The organism is Polyangium sp. y55x31 (assembly GCF_029946505.1).
Taxonomy (GTDB): domain Bacteria; phylum Myxococcota_A; class Polyangia; order Polyangiales; family Polyangiaceae; genus Polyangium.
In genome coordinates this window covers 136151-152779 of record NZ_JARZHG010000026.1, presented here as the reverse complement: position 1 = coordinate 152779, position 16629 = coordinate 136151, and the positions used below count along the sequence as shown (strand labels likewise).

10 protein-coding genes are annotated in these 16629 nt (G+C 69.1%); 3 read left to right on the top strand and 7 right to left on the bottom strand.

Annotated features, from left to right (window positions below; translation table 11 throughout):
• Positions 1 to 3: 3 nt before the first annotated feature.
• Positions 4 to 3474, bottom strand: coding sequence for a CHAT domain-containing protein (locus QHF84_RS34215; RefSeq protein ID WP_281317712.1), 3471 nt, complete (start codon positions 3472 to 3474; stop codon positions 4 to 6).
• Between QHF84_RS34215 and QHF84_RS34210 the strand changes: the two genes are divergently transcribed.
• Complete coding sequence (locus tag QHF84_RS34210; RefSeq protein ID WP_281317711.1) at positions 3473 to 4426, top strand: alpha/beta fold hydrolase; 954 nt, start codon at positions 3473 to 3475, stop codon at positions 4424 to 4426. The two genes, QHF84_RS34215 and QHF84_RS34210, sit on opposite strands and share 2 nt — an antisense overlap.
• 3 nt (positions 4427 to 4429) lie before the next feature.
• Here the strand turns inward: QHF84_RS34210 and QHF84_RS34205 are convergent, their stop codons facing one another.
• Positions 4430 to 5959, bottom strand: coding sequence for a cytochrome c peroxidase (locus QHF84_RS34205; RefSeq protein WP_281317710.1), 1530 nt, complete (start codon positions 5957 to 5959; stop codon positions 4430 to 4432).
• Positions 5960 to 6658: 699 nt separating this feature from the next.
• Here QHF84_RS34205 and QHF84_RS34200 point away from each other — a divergent pair.
• Both QHF84_RS34200 and QHF84_RS34195 read left to right on the top strand, forming a co-directional pair.
• Positions 6659 to 7462: a GNAT family N-acetyltransferase gene (locus tag QHF84_RS34200; protein ID WP_281317709.1), complete on the top strand. Its 804-nt coding sequence runs from the start codon at positions 6659 to 6661 to the stop codon at positions 7460 to 7462.
• Positions 7463 to 7481: 19 nt separating this feature from the next.
• Positions 7482 to 8174, top strand: coding sequence for an iron-containing redox enzyme family protein (locus tag QHF84_RS34195; protein ID WP_281317708.1), 693 nt, complete (start codon positions 7482 to 7484; stop codon positions 8172 to 8174).
• Here the strand turns inward: QHF84_RS34195 and QHF84_RS34190 are convergent.
• The 5 genes from QHF84_RS34190 to QHF84_RS34170 form a co-directional block, all read right to left on the bottom strand.
• Positions 8146 to 9171, bottom strand: coding sequence for a helix-turn-helix transcriptional regulator (locus QHF84_RS34190; protein ID WP_281317707.1), 1026 nt, complete (start codon positions 9169 to 9171; stop codon positions 8146 to 8148). The two genes, QHF84_RS34195 and QHF84_RS34190, sit on opposite strands and share 29 nt — an antisense overlap.
• A 75-nt stretch (positions 9172 to 9246) precedes the next feature.
• On the bottom strand, positions 9247 to 10791 hold the full coding sequence (locus tag QHF84_RS34185; RefSeq protein WP_281317706.1) for a sigma 54-interacting transcriptional regulator: 1545 nt from the start codon (positions 10789 to 10791) through the stop codon (positions 9247 to 9249).
• A gap of 319 nt (positions 10792 to 11110) precedes the next feature.
• The gene (locus QHF84_RS34180) at positions 11111 to 12541 is read right to left on the bottom strand and encodes a peptidoglycan-binding domain-containing protein (protein WP_281317705.1); all 1431 of its coding nucleotides are present in this window, start codon (positions 12539 to 12541) and stop codon (positions 11111 to 11113) included.
• A gap of 76 nt (positions 12542 to 12617) precedes the next feature.
• Complete coding sequence (locus QHF84_RS34175) at positions 12618 to 15224, bottom strand: polynucleotide kinase-phosphatase (RefSeq protein WP_281317704.1); 2607 nt, start codon at positions 15222 to 15224, stop codon at positions 12618 to 12620.
• Positions 15221 to 16618, bottom strand: coding sequence for a 3' terminal RNA ribose 2'-O-methyltransferase Hen1 (locus QHF84_RS34170; protein WP_281317703.1), 1398 nt, complete (start codon positions 16616 to 16618; stop codon positions 15221 to 15223). Before QHF84_RS34170 ends, QHF84_RS34175 begins: the two co-directional genes overlap by 4 nt.
• Positions 16619 to 16629 lie beyond the last annotated feature (11 nt).

Here is a 16629-nt window from a genome sequence, read left to right as displayed (position 1 = left end):
CTATCACCCCTTCCGCCGCCGCGCGACGAGCGCGAGGACCCCGAACAAACTCACGAGCACGAGAGGCTCTTCCCTCGTGGGTTCCGGGAAGCTGCACGCGCACCCGCGCGGGCCGGGTTTCACGGGCAGGATCCGCGGCTCTTCGTGGGGCGTTCGATGATCGCCCTCGACCTTGATCTCCGGGCCCATCGGCGACGGATCCCCGAACACGCCGAAGCTCGCCCAGAAGTACGGGTGCGACGTGGGCTCGTCGGCGAGCATGGCGAGCTGCACGTCGCGGAGCGCGGTGCTGCGGCCGCTGCCCTTCGTGACGCGCTGGTAATAGTCCACCATGAGCCGCTGCGTCTCCTCGTCCGCGACCTTCCACAAGCTCGCGACGAGCGCCTCGGCGCCGGCCACGAAGAGCGCGCGCCGCAGGCCATACACGCCCTCGCCGCGCTGCACGTCGCCGAGGCCCGTCTCGCACGCCGAGAGCACGACGAGCTTGGTGCCCCAAAGATCGAGCGAGCTCGCTTCGAGCGCCGTGAGGATCCCGTCCTCGCCGCCGCCGCCCTTCTTCGCGTTCGCCCCCGCGAACGCGAGCCCCGAGCGGAGCAGCGGATCATCCGGCAGCCAGTCCGGCGCCGGTTCGAGCTCGAGCCCACGTTCGCCTTGCGCCGCCGCGCGCGCCGCCACGCCCTTCGCAGCCAGGAAAAACCCGTGCGTCGCCACGTGCACGATCCGCGGCGCGCGCGCCGTCTTCAGCGTCGACTCCGTCGCCTCGAGGTCCACGTGCACCGCGGCGCCCGGCAGGATCGGGGCGAGCGCGCGTGCCTCGACCGCGGTCGCCGGCAGCGGCTCGAAATACGCCTTGTCGAGGCCCCGCGTCTTCGCGTCGGGTTTGTCCTCCAGCATCACGAGCGCGCTCTCCCCCTGCGCGCGCTGGCCGAACGCGGGGTTTGCCAGGACGAGCGCGCCTCGCCCCGGCGGCGCCGTCCGCGCGAGCCGCAAGAGATCCCGCCCGCTCGTGAGGTACGAGATCTCGAACCGCTCGACCAGATATCGCCCCTCCTCGTCGACGAGCGCCGCGAACGGCACGAGCGAGAGCGCGCCGTCGGCCGCGATCATGAGCTTGGTTTTTCCCCCGAGGAGCGGCCGGATCTTCTGCATGACGAGCCCGTCGAGCGTCCGCGCCGGCGGCTTCGGATCCTGGTCGAGCGACGACGTGAGCGTCTCGCGCAGCGCCTTCGTCGCCGCCTCGATCGGCCCGCTCTCGCCGAGATCCACGAAGCTCACCTTCCCCGACGCATCGAGCACGTACGCCGCGAACCGCGGCGGCCCCTCGCGGCTCGGCATGTCCACGTCGGCCGAGCGCCGCGGCACGTAGAGCGAGATCTCCACGAGCGCCGTCCCCGCGGGCACCTGCGCTTGTACGCGCTCGATCGTGACGGGTGTCTCCTCGGCGCGGAACACGTCGCTCCGCCCGCCCATCTTCTCCTCGATCGCCCGCGCCTTCTCCTCGCGCTGCGCGAGATCCGCCTTGAACTCCTCGAGGAGCTGGCCGGCGGGCCCGCGCATCGCGAGCCGCGCGACCTCGCTCCGGGCCGCCGCGAGCTCGTCCGCGAGCTTCGCCTCCTCGGGACCGAGCTTGCGCCGCAGCGCCGCGAGCGAGCTCGCCATGACGTCGAGCACGCGCCCTTTTCGCTGCAAGATCGTGGTCAGCGCGAGCTTCCTCGCCTCTGCGTCCGCGGGCATCGTCCGCGCGTGCAGGCTCGTGAGGAAATCGGTCCCCGTGCGCATCGTCGCTACGAACGCGCGCTTCTGCGCCTCGGATCCACCCGCGATCACGAGCGCCGCCTGCCTCTCGCGGATCTCGGCCGCGTGCCCCGCCGCCCGCTGCGCGAGATCGAGCTTGCCCGCGTCCACGTAAAGCGCGGCGAGCCCTTCGAGCGACGCCGCCACCTTCTCGTGCTGGCCTCCGAACGTCTTCTCGAAGATGGCGATCGCCCGCTTGTACAGCGGCTCTGCCTCGCCCGCGTTTTTCTGCCGCCGCGCGAGATCCGCGAGATCGAGCAGCGACGACGCGACGAACGGGTGCTCCTTGCCGAACGTTTTTTCACGCGCCGCGAGTGCCTCGTCGTGGAGCTTCTTCGCGCCCGCCGCGTCCCCGCGCATCTCGCGGATGCGCCCGAGGATCGCCCGCGACTCGGCGCGATCCGGGTGCATCGGCGGGAGCAGCTCGTCGTAGATCCCGAGCGCCCGCGTGGCGTGGACCTCGGCCTTGTCGAGCTTCTGCGCGCGCCGGTAAAGATCGGCGAGGTTCGCCGCCACCTCGGCCACGGATTCGTCCTTTGGCCCGCTCGTCTTCTCGTAATGGGCGAGCGTGCGCGAAAGCCACGTCTCCGCGCGGGAAAAATCTCCCTTCTGCGTCGCGATGCGCCCGAGGATCCACTGCAAGACGACTCGCAGAGCCGCCGCGTCGTCCCCTTTTTCGGCGCTCTTGTCGAGGATCGCCTGCGCGCGCGAGAGCCGCGGCTCGGCCTGATCGTACGCGCCGGTCTCCACGTCGAGCACGGCGCGCATCACGAGCGCGTTCGCGTAACCGAGGCTCGCTTCCCCGCCGCGTTCCTGCATGATCGCCACGATCTCGTCGAGGACGATCTGCGCGCCCGGATAATCCTGCAGCGCCATCCGCGTCTGCGCGAGGTGGCCCATCTCCTCCGTGGCGTTGAACCGGAATCCTCCCACGTCCGCCCGCAGCTCGACGGCCTGCGCGCGCACCGGCTCGGCCCGCGTGTACCGCCCGGTCTCGTGGTACAGCCGGCCGAGGTTCACCATCAGATACGGGTACGGCTTTCGGCTCCGCGTGACGTCCTCGCAGATCTTGATCGCGCGGAGCAGCTTGGCCTCGGCCTCGTCGTACTGCCGGAGCGCCTTCAACGACTCCGCCATCGCCGCGAGCGGCCGGATCACGTCCTCGCCCTCGACGCCGCGGCTCGACTTCACGCTGATGGCGATCTCGCGCTCGAACAGCTTGAGGGCGCGCGCGTGCTCGCCTGCGCCTTGCAGCGCCTCCGCGAGCTCGTGGATGCGATAGCGGAGATCTGCGTCGTTGTCCGGTTTCTTCTCGACGAGCGCGAGCAGCTTCTCCCAGTAGGGCACGGCGCGGGCAAACTGCTTCTTCCCCCCGTGAATCTCCGCCACCTGGCGCAGGCTCATCTTCACCCAGACGCTCTCGGGATCGATCTTCTCCCGGATCGCGAGGGCCTTCAGCGCCGGCGCGAGCGCGGCGTCGTATTGCTTCTTTTCGAGCAGCCGCTGCGCCTCGACGACGAGCTCCTGCGACTCCTTCAGCGCCGCCTGATCCGCGGCCGATAGCGCCGCTTTCGGGCCGGTCTTCGGCGGCGCGCCCAGGGCGGGCGCCGCGGCGAGCGTGGCCCCCGCGAGGAGGAACACCGAGGAGATCCGACGGAACGTGCGGTAAGCTCGCGCCATGACGCGCTTCTACCCCTCCCTTGCCCTCGCATCCATACCGTTCGTATTTGCTTTGGCCTGCGCCTCGAATCCCGCTGGGTCGAGCGGCGCCGCCGGCTCCGGAGGCACGGGTGGCGCCGGGGGCGCCGGCGGCGAGGAGCCCAGCGAGCTCATCGTCGGCGGCGATCGCCCCGTCACCGTCCACGTCCCTCCCGGCCTCGACCCGGCCAAACCCTCCCCGCTCGTCATTCTGCTCCACGGCTACGGCGCCTCCGGCTTCGTCCAGGAGCTCTTGTTTCAATTGAAGCCCCAGGCGGACAAACACGGCTTTTTGTATGCGCACCCGGACGGTACGCCCGACGCGGAGTCGAAGCGCTTCTGGAACGCGACGGACGCCTGCTGCGATTTCGGCGGCGTGGGCGTCGACGACGTCGCTTACCTCTCGGGGCTCGTCACCGAGATCGGAGAGCATTACAAGGTCGACCCGAAGCGGGTGTATTTCGTGGGTCACTCGAATGGCGGCTACATGTCGCACCGGATGGCCTGCGACCGCTCGGACCTCGTCGCCGGCATCGCGAGCCTCGCGGGCGCGACCTGGAACGATCCGACGAAATGTGCCGCGGAAAACCCCGTCGCGGTGCTGCAGATCCACGGCACGGCGGACGACACCGTGCTCTACGACGGCGAGACGATCATGGGCGTGAGTTATCCTGGCGCCGTCGCGACGACCGAATCATGGGCGCAAAAGAACGGCTGCGCGCTCACGCCGTCCGCCGGCGAAGCGCTCGACCTCGACGCGACGATCGAAGGCGCCGAGACCAGCGTCTCGAAATACACGACGGGCTGCAAGGCGGGCGGCGCGGCGGAGCTCTGGTCCATCGACGGCGGGACGCACGTCCCGGGGCTCGGGCCGAATTTCGCCCCGAAGGTCGTGGAGTGGCTGCTCGCGCATCCGAAGTCTCCGGAGCCGTGAATCTCAGTTACCCATGTAGGGCAGCGGCTGCGTCGGGGTCACCGTGTCGGTGAGCGTCTTCATGTACGCCACGAGCGCCGCTTCTTCCTCCGCCGTGAGCCTCAGGTTCCCGATCAGGCCCAGCAAGCCGGCCTGATTCGGGGTATCGAACTCCGCGGCCGGCCAGCACCCCCTCTCCATCGCCTCGTCCGCCGTCGTCCCGGGCGGGCAGTTCACGTCGTCCCTGAGCAGGATCGACGTATTGTAGAAGTGGACCACCTGCTCGAGGCTCTTGAAGTAGCCATTGTGCATGTAGGCCTTGGTGAACCCGTTGCCGCGGCGCTTGTCGACGTTGCGCAGCGTCGGGGTCTTGTAATGGCCGGCGAGGGGCGTCGCGTTCGGGTTCGCCGAGTCGAACACGGCGCTGGGATCCGCGTGCCCGAGGATCCCGGCGTCCCCATTGTCCGGATCGAAGTTCTCGGCCTCCCAGTTCGCCGGAACGCCGATGTGGTGATAAGCGAAGTCGCTGTACACCTGGTTCGGCTCGTCGCCCTTGGAGCCCAGGACGGCCCCGAGGAACGTCGAATTGTGGCTGTTGTGGCACCGCGCGCAGCTCGCGTTCTTCAGGCCGGGGTTCAGCCCCGAGTCATTGCGGCCATAAAAAAGATCGTGCCCCAGGTTCTCCTCGGGCGTCAGGTTGGAGAACGGGAGCGCGAGGACCAGGTTGCCCTGGGCATCGAGGACCTTGTTCCCCTGGTCGCGCCGGGAGCTGAACGAGTTGACCTCGGAGGAATGCTGCCAGGACGAGATCGCGAGCGCGACACGCTTGAAGCCGATGGCCGGATCGGCGCAGTTGATCGGCTCGCCCCAGGCCTTCGTGTAGAGCTCCGCGTATTGGGCCGACTTGACGTGCAGGCAAACAGCCTCCGCGCCGGGCAAGCCGTGATCGCCGCCGTCGGGAACGTTCTGCTCGACGTCGTTCGGAAAGGGCCCGAGCGCCTGATCCGCGAGCGGCCCGATGAAGGGGCCATACGCGGCCACGAGGGCCGCATTGCCGTTGAAGATTTCCGTGCCCACGTGCGCCGTCGCCCCCGCGCCCGTGAAGGTCGGAGGCGCCACGAGAGGCGCCCTGCCTTCGGCGCGCCCATCCCAGAAGGTGCCCCCGGTGCAAAAAGGCATGATGCCGAGGGCGCACGCGAGGACGGGAGAAATCAGGGGGACGGTGACGGTCTTCGGCGTTTCGCCGAACACCGGGCTGAAGCTCGCATATGCGTTGCTGGGAGGCTTGCGCTGCCCGACCGCTCTGGGATTCGCACCGGGGATGGCCACGCCATTCTTGTTGATGCCGGCGACTGCGCCCGTCCAGCCATTCGCGGCTTCGTGACAGGTATGGCACCCCTGGCGCTTCGGGCTCGAGATGTTGTCGAAGAAGACACGCTTGCCAAGCTCCTCGAGGGCGGCGATGTCCTGGGCAAGGGCCGTCCCGCTCGATAGAAACACCGCTGCGGACGCGAGCAGCGCCACGCGTTTCTTCACCATCTTAAGGACAATCACGGTGCTTGTTCTCCTTTGGATTGGATGACCGGCTTCGAGCTGAAAAATGGCGTGGAGGGGGCCATGCCCTCGACGCATACCGTTCGCTGGTTCGTCAATGGCCCCTGCGCAGGAAAGGTACGGCGCGGTTCGCGGAGCAAAGCCGGTGCCACGAAGTCGGTTGCGCGCGTTTCTTGCTGCACGGAAGGATACCGGCCAGGCATTCCGAGGAATCGAAAACGCGAATCAGAAGGGCGAGGGAGTGGATTCGTCAGGAGAGACCCGCTCGCGGGGGCTATGACGAACCGCGCCGAGCACGGGCGCCGGGCCCGATGCTCCCAGGACCCGGACGGCGACGAGCGCCTCGGCCCGCATGTTCCACGGACGGACGCTTCACGTACCCGCCACGCGCGCCGAGCGGGGAGCATCCGTCGTGGCCGAGCTTTCTCGATCATCGCGCGTTTCGTTGCGCGATCCGCGCAGCGCCGGTATGCACGGGTTGGGCAAGTGAACCGAGGGCTGCACCCCCCAAGGTGCTGCATGCGCCCGGATCCACCTCGTCCTCATTTCTCGACGACGCTGCATCCATCCGGATCCACCGCGCGCCCCGTTCCCTCGAAGTTCGGCCTGAAAATCGCCCCTCCCTCCCGGCACGTCACCTGCAATCGGTGCCTCTCCAGCGACCGAGCCGATTTCCTGCTCGCGCCGCCGGAGGACATCATGTCGGACATTCGCTGCATCATCGCCGAAACCCAGAGACACCTCGACGACGCCGTCCGCGTCCGTTTCGACGTCTTCGCCCGCGAGCTCGGCTACCTCGACACGAAAGACCACGCGGTCCCCCGCGAGCTCGATCCCTTCGATACCCTGCCCACGACCCTTCACCTCATCGCCTACGACGGTGACATCGCCGTCGGCACCCTCCGCCTGCTCCTTCCGAACCCCGAAGTCGCCGCCACGAACGGCACCGCCTTCGGCCTCTCCGTCGAGTCGCAGTTCGACCTCGCCCCCCTCGCCGCCGCCGGCCTCCGCCTCGCCGAGACATCGCGGTATTGCGTCCTCGCCACCCATAGACACTCCATGGCCGTCGCCGAGCTCCACGCCGCCGCCGTCCACCTGAGCCGCGTCCTCGGCGTCGGCCACTGGGTTGCCACGGCAAACACCGAGACCGATGGCATCGAGGACGCCCGCCTCATCCAGCACGTCGCCCGCGAGCGCGGGTTCGTCCGGAACGACCTATCCCTCGCCCCGCGCCTCCCTTCGCCCGCCCCCGCCGCGCCCAGGCGCCCGTTCTTCGACGACCAGGCGCGCACCGAGGCCACGAAATCCCCCGCGCGCTCGCGGCTCCCGCGCACGCTCGACATGTACGCCCGCCGCATGCGCGCCCGCTTCGTGGGCCCTCCGGTCTACGACGCCCGCTTCCGCATGTGCGCCCTCCCGCTCCTCGCGTCGGTCGCCGAGCAGCGCACCGTTCAGCGCGCGAAGCCTCCCGTCATCCCCGATCTGGGCTCGATTGCCGCCTGATTGAAAGGAGCCCATGACCATGAACGCCCTCGTCGAAACGCTCGACACCACCATCTCGGACCTGCTCGCAGCCCTCGACACGCACCCGACGGCCCGCCGCCTGCTCGAAGGCGACCTCGACACCGACGAATACGCGGCCTTCCTCCGACAAACCCATCTTTATGTCCGACACACCCGCCCCTTGCTCCGCCGCGCCGGCGAGCGGCTCGCGCGCGCGGGCAAGGCCCCCGAGCTCGCGCGGCTCTTCTTGCAAAAAGCCGACGAGGAGCAGGGGCACGACCTCTGGGTCCTCGAAGATCTCCGAGCGATCGGCCGCGCCGAGAACCCGGCCGCGCCGACGTCGCCCTGCCCCGCCGTCGCCGCCTACATCGCCTGGAACCGATTCCAGGTCGAAGCCGGCTCGCCCCTCGCCTTCCTCGGCACGGCCTACGTCCTCGAAGCCCTCTCCCAGGCCCGCGCCGGCGCCACCGTGGCGCACCTCGTCGCGCGGCGACGGATCCCCGGCATCGAGCGCGCCGTCCGCTTCCTCTCGGGCCACGCCGAGGCCGACGAGGGGCACACCGAGGTGCTGCGGGGCCTCTTCGACCGCATCGAGTCCGCCGAGGACCGCCGCGCCATCACGCTCTCGGCCGCCGTGACCGCGGCGCTTTATCTGGGGATGTTCTCGGGGGAGGAGCCGACGTTCAACGTTGCCGCCACGCCGTATGGATGAGCGCGGCGCGGTTCGGGATGCCGAGCTTGTCGAAGATGTTCGAGAAATGTTTCTTCACCGTGAGCTCCGTGATGCCGAGCTCGGAGGCGATGAACGCGTTGTCCCAGCACACGCGCTCGGCCACCTTGATCTCCGCGGACGAAAGGAGCTTCGGCCATGCGAGGGGGATGGGCACGAGCCGCGGGACCTCTTCGAACAGCATCACGAAAGCCGCGCCGTCGATGCCCGGGAGCTTCTGGATGGAGACCTTCAGCTCGGCATGCGGGCCCTCGCGCCAACAAACCTCGGCGAGCGTGTGGGGGTTCCTCACGATGGTCGCGAGGCTCGTGGCGAGCGGCTCGGGGAGCCCGCCCGGGCCGAGCTCGGTCGGGTCGAACCAGGCCCGGAGCATCTTTTCCGCGTTCGCCGTCCGCGCAATCTCCGCGCCCGACGCGTTGAACACGATGGCCTCGCGCCCCATCCCGGCGAGCACCGCGTCGAGCAGCGACGCGCGCTTCGCCATCGCCCCGAAGAGCCGGCAGTTCTTCACGGCGTTCGTGAAATGGCGGGAGATCTTCTGCAGGATCAGGCGCTCGTGATCCGAGAATGCGATCCGCTTGTCCCGGTAGAGGATGAGCCCGCCGTGCCAGGAGGGATCATCGCAGAGCATGACGGCCATCACGTGCTCGAGCCGCATGCCGATGTCGCGGCAGTGGTTGTAGAGGTAGCTCCGCTCCATCGCCGCGCGCGGCAGCATCTCGGTGTCGCGCAGCACCTCGTTCGGACGTTCGGCCACGGCGATCCGGACGAAGTCGTGCGGGACCATCTCCGCGTATCCCTGGAAAAACCTCTCGGGCATCTCGGCGACGGCCCAGTCGTAGACGGCGTGCCCCTCGGGCCGGCTCACGCAGAGCGCACCGTGATCCGCGGACACGAGTTGCGAGAGCAGACCGTAGCCGCGGCCGAGCACCTCGTGCAAATCGAGGGATCCGCCGAGCTCGGCGACGAGGTCCAGCATGAGGCCGTGCTCATGCTCCGTGAGATCCGAAGGCCCCCTCATATGCGGTCATGATGAACCCGAACTGACCGCGGTTCAACGCCCGCCTTCGTCCCTGCGCTTCGATCCCGTCCCGTTTCGGGGGACCAACCCTTCAGGCCACTGGCGCGCTTCCGGCGACGCGAGCGGATGTTTTCGATACCATTCGTAAAGCCCCTGCCCCGGCCCGGGCGGCTTTGCTTGCGCCGGGGCCGGCGCCGGCAGAGGCGCGGCTCCGCCCTCGGATCCGCCTGCGTCGTCGCTCGATCGGATCCCGTGTTTTCGCATCACCCGCTGGACGAACGCCCGTCCCACGCCGGCGATCTTCGCGGCCTGGGACACGTTGTACCCCGTCTCCCGCAACGCGCGCTCCACATAGGCCCGCTTGTAGGCGCTTTCCAGCTGCGCGAGCCCCACGTGGAGCGGCTGCTCGAGGTTCACGACCGGAAGCACCGCCGAGGGCGGCTCCTCCGTCTCCTCCGCGGCCCAGGGCGGCTCGTCGAGCCCGAGCGAGAGCATCATCTCCACCTTGTTCCGGAGCTCCCGCACGTTCCCCGGCCACGGCCGCGGGTGCGCCTTCATCCGCTCGAGCACCTCGTTCGGCAGGAGCGGCGGCGCGTCCGCCCGCCCTTGCCATTCCTTCTCGAAATGCCGCACGAGCAGCGGGATGTCGTCGAGCCGCTCCCGCAGCGGCGGCAGCCGCACCAGCACGACGGCCAACCTGTAATAGAGATCCTCGCGGAACCTCCCTCGCTCGACCTCCGCCGCCAGCGATCGGTTCGTCGCGGCCACGATCCGCACGTCGGCCCGCCGCGGCTCGTTCTCCCCGATCCGGGTGATCGTGCGCGTCTCCAGGGCGCGGAGTAGCTTCGGCTGGAGCTCCAGCGGCAGCTCGCCGATCTCGTCGAGGAAGAGCGTCCCGCCGTGCGCCGCCTCGAACCTCCCCACGCGGTGCTCGGTCGCGCCCGTGAAGCTGCCGCGCCTGTGCCCGAAGAGCTCGCTCTCCAGCATGCCCGCGCTCACCGACGAGCAATCGAACACCATGAACGGACCTCTCGCCCGCGCGCTCTCGGCGTGAAGCGCCGCGGCCACGAGCTCCTTGCCCGTCCCGGTCTCCCCCTCGACGAGCACGGTCGTGTCCTTCTCGGCGCTCACGATCCGATCGAGCAGCGCGAAGAGCCGCCGCATCGGCACGCTCGCGCCGACGAGGCGACCGAAGCGCGTGCGGGACGAGAGCGGCAGCGCCACCACATCGCGCATCATTTGTAGCTTCAGCCCCGAGGCGCCGAGCCCGATCGTCGAGTCGGGCCGGGCGTAGGCGTCGCGGATCCGCACGCCGTCGACGGTCGTTCCATTGCGGCTCGTCGTGTCGAGCACGCGCAGGAGGTCCCCTTCGATACGGAGAAGCAGGTGGTGCCTGCTGACGGTCGGATCATCGAGAACGAGATCACAATCCTTCCCGCTCCCGACCCGCACCTCCGGCCCGAGCACTTCGGTGACGAGCCCTGCCATGGGCCCTCGGCTCACCTCGACGCGAATTTTATGCGTCCGGAGCTCGAGCCCCCGATCGGCTTCCATGGTCCAGGTATTCCAGTCCTTCATGGGGCCATGTTGTATCCGGGCCGTCAAAGCGTACAAATATAGAGCGAGCCGGCGTCCGTCTCAGTTATATAGCAATACGGATTACTGAATCACTACGACAAAAGTGGTACGAAGTCGAAAGATGCTCGAGCCGTAATCCTTTTTGGCAGGGACGAGGAGCGACGCTCCGAGCGGGCCGGGGCGGCGGCAATACGGATTACCAGACGGCTACTACCAAAGTGGTACGAAGTCGCGACGCAGATGATCCGTAACCCCTGATGAGAGGGCGAAGTCGCCGGGAGGGGGCGACGAGGCGACGAGGCAACGAGAAGGACGCCGCTCAGCCACGGACCGTGGCGCCGAATACGTTTTCGACGAAGTCGGCGAACTTCATCCGGACGCGCCCTCCGCCTTCAGGCATCGCCACGCGGGGAGGTTTGTCGCCGCCCTCGTCCCTGCCCCACGGATTTCGGAGGACGATGGAGGCGGGCTTGCCATCCTTGCCCGCTTCGAGCCACTCGACCGAGAGCCAGTGGTACGTCCGGAACTCCAGGATCACGGGCACCGGAACGCCGCGCGCCGCCGACGTCGCCACGAGGGCCGCGACCTCGTCTTTCGGCCGGGAGAGCGTGCTCACGCTCGAATAGGTCCCGCCGAGGATCGCTTGATACAAACTGGTGAAGCCATACACGGCCATCTGACTATTGCCCCGTACAGCCGCCCAGAACGTGTCGTTGTCCTCGGGGTTGTCGTAATCGAACAGCCAGCTCATCGCCGATGCGTGGTTCATGACCGCCGACTGGAAGAGGCGGTCGAGGTCCACCCGCCCCGAGGCGTCCCGCGCGATGGCGCTGCGAGGCATCTCGAACTTCTTGCCCGATCGGAGCGTGACTTCACGCGCCTCGCGGGTGATGCCGTCGACGATCCGTACGAACTCGGCCGGATCCAGCCGCAAGAGCTGATACTCCATCACACCGGCGCCACACGTGCCGTGCCCCTGTCCCTGCTGCACCCGGAGGGGGTTGTCCACGTGGCGGATCACCTGCCCGAGCAAGAGCTCCGGCTCGATCCCCGCCTCCAGCAAGAGCGCGGGGTTGCGCGGCGTCCGCGCGAACGTGCCGAGGTTCGGGAGGAGCGCCCCCGCGTGCAAGCGGCCCGCCGCGAGGAGCCGCTCGAGGGCCGCGTTCGCGGGCGCGTCGTCGCCGATCGCGCGTCGAACGGCATCGAACGAACCCACGCGATCCGCAGGCAGCGGCCCCTTCGCCTTCGAGCCTGCGTGCTCCTGGGCCGGCGGCGGTGAATCCGGGTCCGCCACGGGCCCCGCTCCCGGGCCCCGGAGCTCGGCCGCGTCGGTGAAGTAGCCCTGATCCTGCCGCGAAGGCCCACCCGCCGCCTGCGCCGCCCCCGCGGGCCTCGCAGGCGCGCCCCCGACCGCCGCCGCCATGGCGTCGTGCAGCCGGCCCTTCCGCCGCGTGGCGAGGCGCCTATCGATGACCAAGAGCGTCGCCCGATCGAGCTCGCCCGTCTGGGGCAGCCCCGCCGCGGCTTGCTCGGCGACGATCGCCGCGTGGGTCTTCGGTCCGAACGAGCCATCCGGGGTGAGGGACGCGCCGAGATCGACGAGCGCCTTCTGCAAGAGGACCACGCTCCCGCTCTTCGCCCCGCGCGCGAGCGTCGCCTCGCCCGCGGCCACGGCGACGAGCATCGCGTCCTCCGCGAGCTCGGGTGATACGAGAGCCCCGTCACCTGCGTTCGACTCGTTCTCGTTCATTCCAATCCTCCATCCGGCGCGAGTGCTGCTGCGCGAAGAGAATAGCAAACGTGGAGCATCACGCCCGGCTATGGCATCAAAGCCGCGGGTCGACTGGCTCGCTTTCCAGCGCGAGGATCGCGAACACGCATTCGTGCACCCGCCGCAAGGGCTCGCCCCGGACGAAACGTTCGAGCGCCTCGACGCCGAGCGCGAGCTCCCGCAGCGCAAGCGACCGCTTCGCGCCGAGCCCACGATTGCGGAGCCGCGAGAGGTTGTCCGGCAGATCGTATTCGGGCCCGTAAATGATCCGGAGATACTCGCGGCCGCGGCATTTCACGGCCGGCTGCACGAGGCCACGTTTGCCCCGCGCGAGGAAGGAAATGGGCTTGACGACCATGCCCTCGCCGCCGCCCGCGGTGAGCTCCTCCCACCACGCCGCGCCTCTCCGCTCGCTCTCCTCGTCCCCGAGCGTGACCTCCACGTGCCGCGTCGAGACGAGCACCTGGCCATCCGCCTCGGCGAGCCGCGCCGCGATTCCCAGGTGGAATGGATGATCCCGATCGACGAACACGCGCCCCTCGGCCGCGAGCAGGTGGAACGGCGCGACGCGATAATCCTCGATACGCGCGACGGGCCAGCAATACCGCCGGTAAGCCTCGACGTAACGCGAGGCGGCCTGTGCCCGGTCCTGCATTCGCGTGAAGAGCTCGTCCGCCTCGATCCCGCGCGCTTTCGCTTGCCCGAGCGCCTCGATCGCGGCCCCGAGCGAGGACCGGCTGGCGCTGCCCACGGGCGCGTATTGCACCCGGAGGAGCGCCTGCGCCTTCGCCGACCACGGCATGATCTCCGCGTCGAGCACGAACCAGGGCCCAATTTCCTCGAAGAGCCCGCTCGCCTCGGCCGCGCGCCGCACCCGCAAAAGGAGCGCCTCTTCGAGCTCGCGATCGTCGAAGAACGGCCGGCCCGTGCGCGTGTACACGATGCCCGCCCGACCGTCCGTCGTGCCAAACCGCTTCTTCGCGATGGCCTCGTCGCGACAAACGACGATGACGGCCCGCGAGCCCATGTGTTTTTCTTCGCAGATGACGCGCGGGACCTCGTTCCGCCGGAAATACGCGAAGGCCTCGGCCGGGTGCTCCAGCGTGCCTGGAAGCTCGCTCGTCTCGGTCGGGGACATCGTCGGCGGCAGATACACGAGCCAGCGCGGATCGACCGCGAACCGGCTCATCGCCTCCAGCGCCGCGGCCGCGTTCTCCTCGCGCACCGTGACCCATCGCGCGAGGCGCGTGCTCACGGGCCGCTTGCCGAGCACGTCGTCGAGATCGAGCGTGTCGTCGTGCGCCTGCTGCGCAGAGCGCCCGTCCTCGGCCACCACGGGGATCAGCGGCTTCTTCGGCTCGCAATATTGACGCGCGGCCGGCACGCTGACGATCTCGCGCTCGGGATACCTGAGCGCCGTGAGCGCGCCGCCGAAGACGCAGCCCGTATCGACGCAGATCGTGTTGTTCAGCCAATCCGCCGTCGGGACCGGCGTGTGGCCATACACGACCATCGCGCGGCCGCGATACTCGGCCGCCCAGTTGTGCCGCACGGGCAAACCATACTCGTCCGTCTCGCCGGTCGTGTCGCCATACAGCCCGAACTCGCGCACCCCGCCCGAGGAGCGCCCCTGCATCGACGCCTTCATCCCGGCGTGCGCGACGCAGAGCTTGCCGTCGTCGAGCACGTAATGGCTGACGAGGTCGTCGATGAAACGCGCGAGATCCGCCTGAAATGCCTCCGTCGTATGCGCGAGCTCGGTGAGCGTCTCGGCGAGGCCGTGCGCCACCGTGACCTGCCGGCCACGGAGCACCTTGAGCAGCTTCACCTCGTGGTTGCCCGGCACGCAGAGCGCAGCCCCGCTCTGCACGGCCGTCATGACGAGGCGCAAGACGTCGATGATCCGTGGGCCCCGATCGACGAGATCCCCGAGGAAAACGAGGCGCCGTCCCGGCGGCGGCGTCACGCGCACGCCGTACGGACCCGCCGCGGGATCCCATTCGACCCTGTATCCGAGATCTTCCAGGAGCGCTTCGAGCTCGTCACAGCAGCCGTGCACGTCGCCGATGATGTCGAACGGCCCGTGTTCGTCGCGGCGATCGGTCCAGAGGCGCGTGCGCTCGATGGTGACGCCCTCGATCTCCTCGGCCTTCCGCAGCACGTGCACCACGCGGATGCCCTCGCGCTCGATCCCGCGGAGCGATGCCCGGAGATCCTGCGATTGCCGCCGCACGACGTGGGCCCCCACGTTCCGATCCGTGCGCGCCTCGTTCCGCTCGCTGCAGACCCGCTCGCCCACGTCGAGCACGATCGCCGTCGCGAAGACGTGGTGCTTGCGCGCGATCGCCACGAGCGGCTTGCGGAACTCGGGCCGCACGTTCGTCGCGTCCACGACCACGAGCTTGCCCGCCTCCAGGCGTTTGTCCACGACGAGGTGCAGCACCTCGAAAGCCGCCGAAGACGCGCTTTGATCGTTCTCGTCGTCCGAGACCATCGCGCGGAACGTGTCGGACGAGACGACCTCGGTCGGCGCGAAATGCTGCCGCGCGAAGGTGCTCTTCCCCGATCCCGACGCGCCGACGAGCAGGACGAGGCTCGGCGTCGGCAAGGGGATCGTGCGGCCATTCGCGGCAGCCGCCTCTGCCGGGGCTTCCGTGCTCATCGGGAGAACACCGCCATTTGCGTGGGAGATCCCAGGGTTTCATCCACCGGCCCGATCGGGGCGAACCGGACGGCATAACCATTTCGCTCCGCGACGCCGCGCGCCCAGGCCTCGAATTCGGCCCGCGTCCATTCGAATCGGTGATCCTTGTGGCGCATGTGGCCCGCGGGGAGCGAGGTAAACACGACGTTGTATTCGGCGTTCGGCGTGGTCACGACGACGACGCGGGGCCGGGCGTGCTCGAAGACCGAACGTTCGAGCGCGCCGAGGCGCGAGAGCTCGAGGTGCTCGATGACCTCCACGAGCGCGGCCGCGTCGAAGCCCGAGAGACGCGCGTCGCGGTAGAGCAGCGAGCCGTGGAGCAGCTCGATCCGCTCGGATTTCCGGCCTCCGTGCCGATCGAGCTTCAACCGCTCCGAGGCCACGTCGAGCGCGCGTTGCGAGACGTCGACCCCCACGATCTGCGTGATCGCCCGGTTCCGCACGAGCTTCGCGAGGAGCTTGCCCTCCCCGCAGCCGAGATCGACGACCGTCTTTGCGCCCTCGTCCGAGAGCGCCCGCGCCACGGCCTCGATTCGGGCCTCGTCGAGGCGTACGGGCGCCTCGATCGCGGCCTCCTCCTCGGCGTGCGCCTCGGCCTCCGCGTCGGGATCCTTCGCCTCGCCCGAGACGAGACGATCGAGCGCGGCGCGCGCGAGCCGGGCGCGGTGCTTCAGGTATCGCCGCGCGATGAGCTCTTTTTCCGGGTGCGCCGCGAGCCACCCCTCGCCGTGGTAGAGGAGCTTCTCCACCTCGTCGTCGCCGACCCAGTAATGCTTGTCGTCGTCGAGCACGGGGACGAGCACGTACACGTGCGAGAGCAGCTCGGAGACCGAGCACGCCTTGCGCAGACGGACGTCGTGGTGCGTGCCCTCGCCCCACGCGGGGAAGCGCTCGTCGAGCGGCAATCGCGACGCCGTGACCTCGTAGCCGAGCGGCTCGAACAGCGCGCGGAGCAGCGTCGCGCCGCCGCGGCACGGCACCGCCGAGAGCGTCGCTTCGAGCGGGATCGACGTCTGCACGAGCTCCGGCCGATCCTTGCAGCGCCCCGCGAGCGCCGAGCCGAGCACCTGCGCGATGGCCACGCTGAGGAACGACGACGCGGCGTAAGGCCTGTCGTTCACGTACTGATCCACGAGCCCGCCCTCGGACGAACCGGGCCGACCACGCACGAGGGCGACCGGATCGAGGTCGACGAGCAGCGCGGCCGTCACGGCCTCGGCCGAGGCCTCGGGATAAAAGACGTGCGCGCGGCCGAACGCGAGGGGGAACGTCTGGAGTTTGTCGGGGTGCTTGTGGAGCAGGTACCCGAGCCCCGACGCGTGCGGACCCGTGGCGCGGAGGGTGAAGAGCATGCGAAGACCGT

Coding starts and splice junctions, on each gene's coding strand:
- QHF84_RS34210 (WP_281317711.1), top strand. CDS start 3,473: ATGACGCGCTTCTACCCCTCCCTTGCCCTCGCATCCATACCGTTCGTA.
- QHF84_RS34215 (WP_281317712.1), bottom strand. CDS start 3,474: ATGGCGCGAGCTTACCGCACGTTCCGTCGGATCTCCTCGGTGTTCCTC.
- QHF84_RS34200 (WP_281317709.1), top strand. CDS start 6,659: ATGTCGGACATTCGCTGCATCATCGCCGAAACCCAGAGACACCTCGAC.
- QHF84_RS34195 (WP_281317708.1), top strand. CDS start 7,482: ATGAACGCCCTCGTCGAAACGCTCGACACCACCATCTCGGACCTGCTC.
- QHF84_RS34190 (WP_281317707.1), bottom strand. CDS start 9,171: ATGCTGGACCTCGTCGCCGAGCTCGGCGGATCCCTCGATTTGCACGAG.
- QHF84_RS34185 (WP_281317706.1), bottom strand. CDS start 10,791: ATGAAGGACTGGAATACCTGGACCATGGAAGCCGATCGGGGGCTCGAG.
- QHF84_RS34180 (WP_281317705.1), bottom strand. CDS start 12,541: ATGAACGAGAACGAGTCGAACGCAGGTGACGGGGCTCTCGTATCACCC.
- QHF84_RS34175 (WP_281317704.1), bottom strand. CDS start 15,224: ATGAGCACGGAAGCCCCGGCAGAGGCGGCTGCCGCGAATGGCCGCACG.
- QHF84_RS34170 (WP_281317703.1), bottom strand. CDS start 16,618: ATGCTCTTCACCCTCCGCGCCACGGGTCCGCACGCGTCGGGGCTCGGG.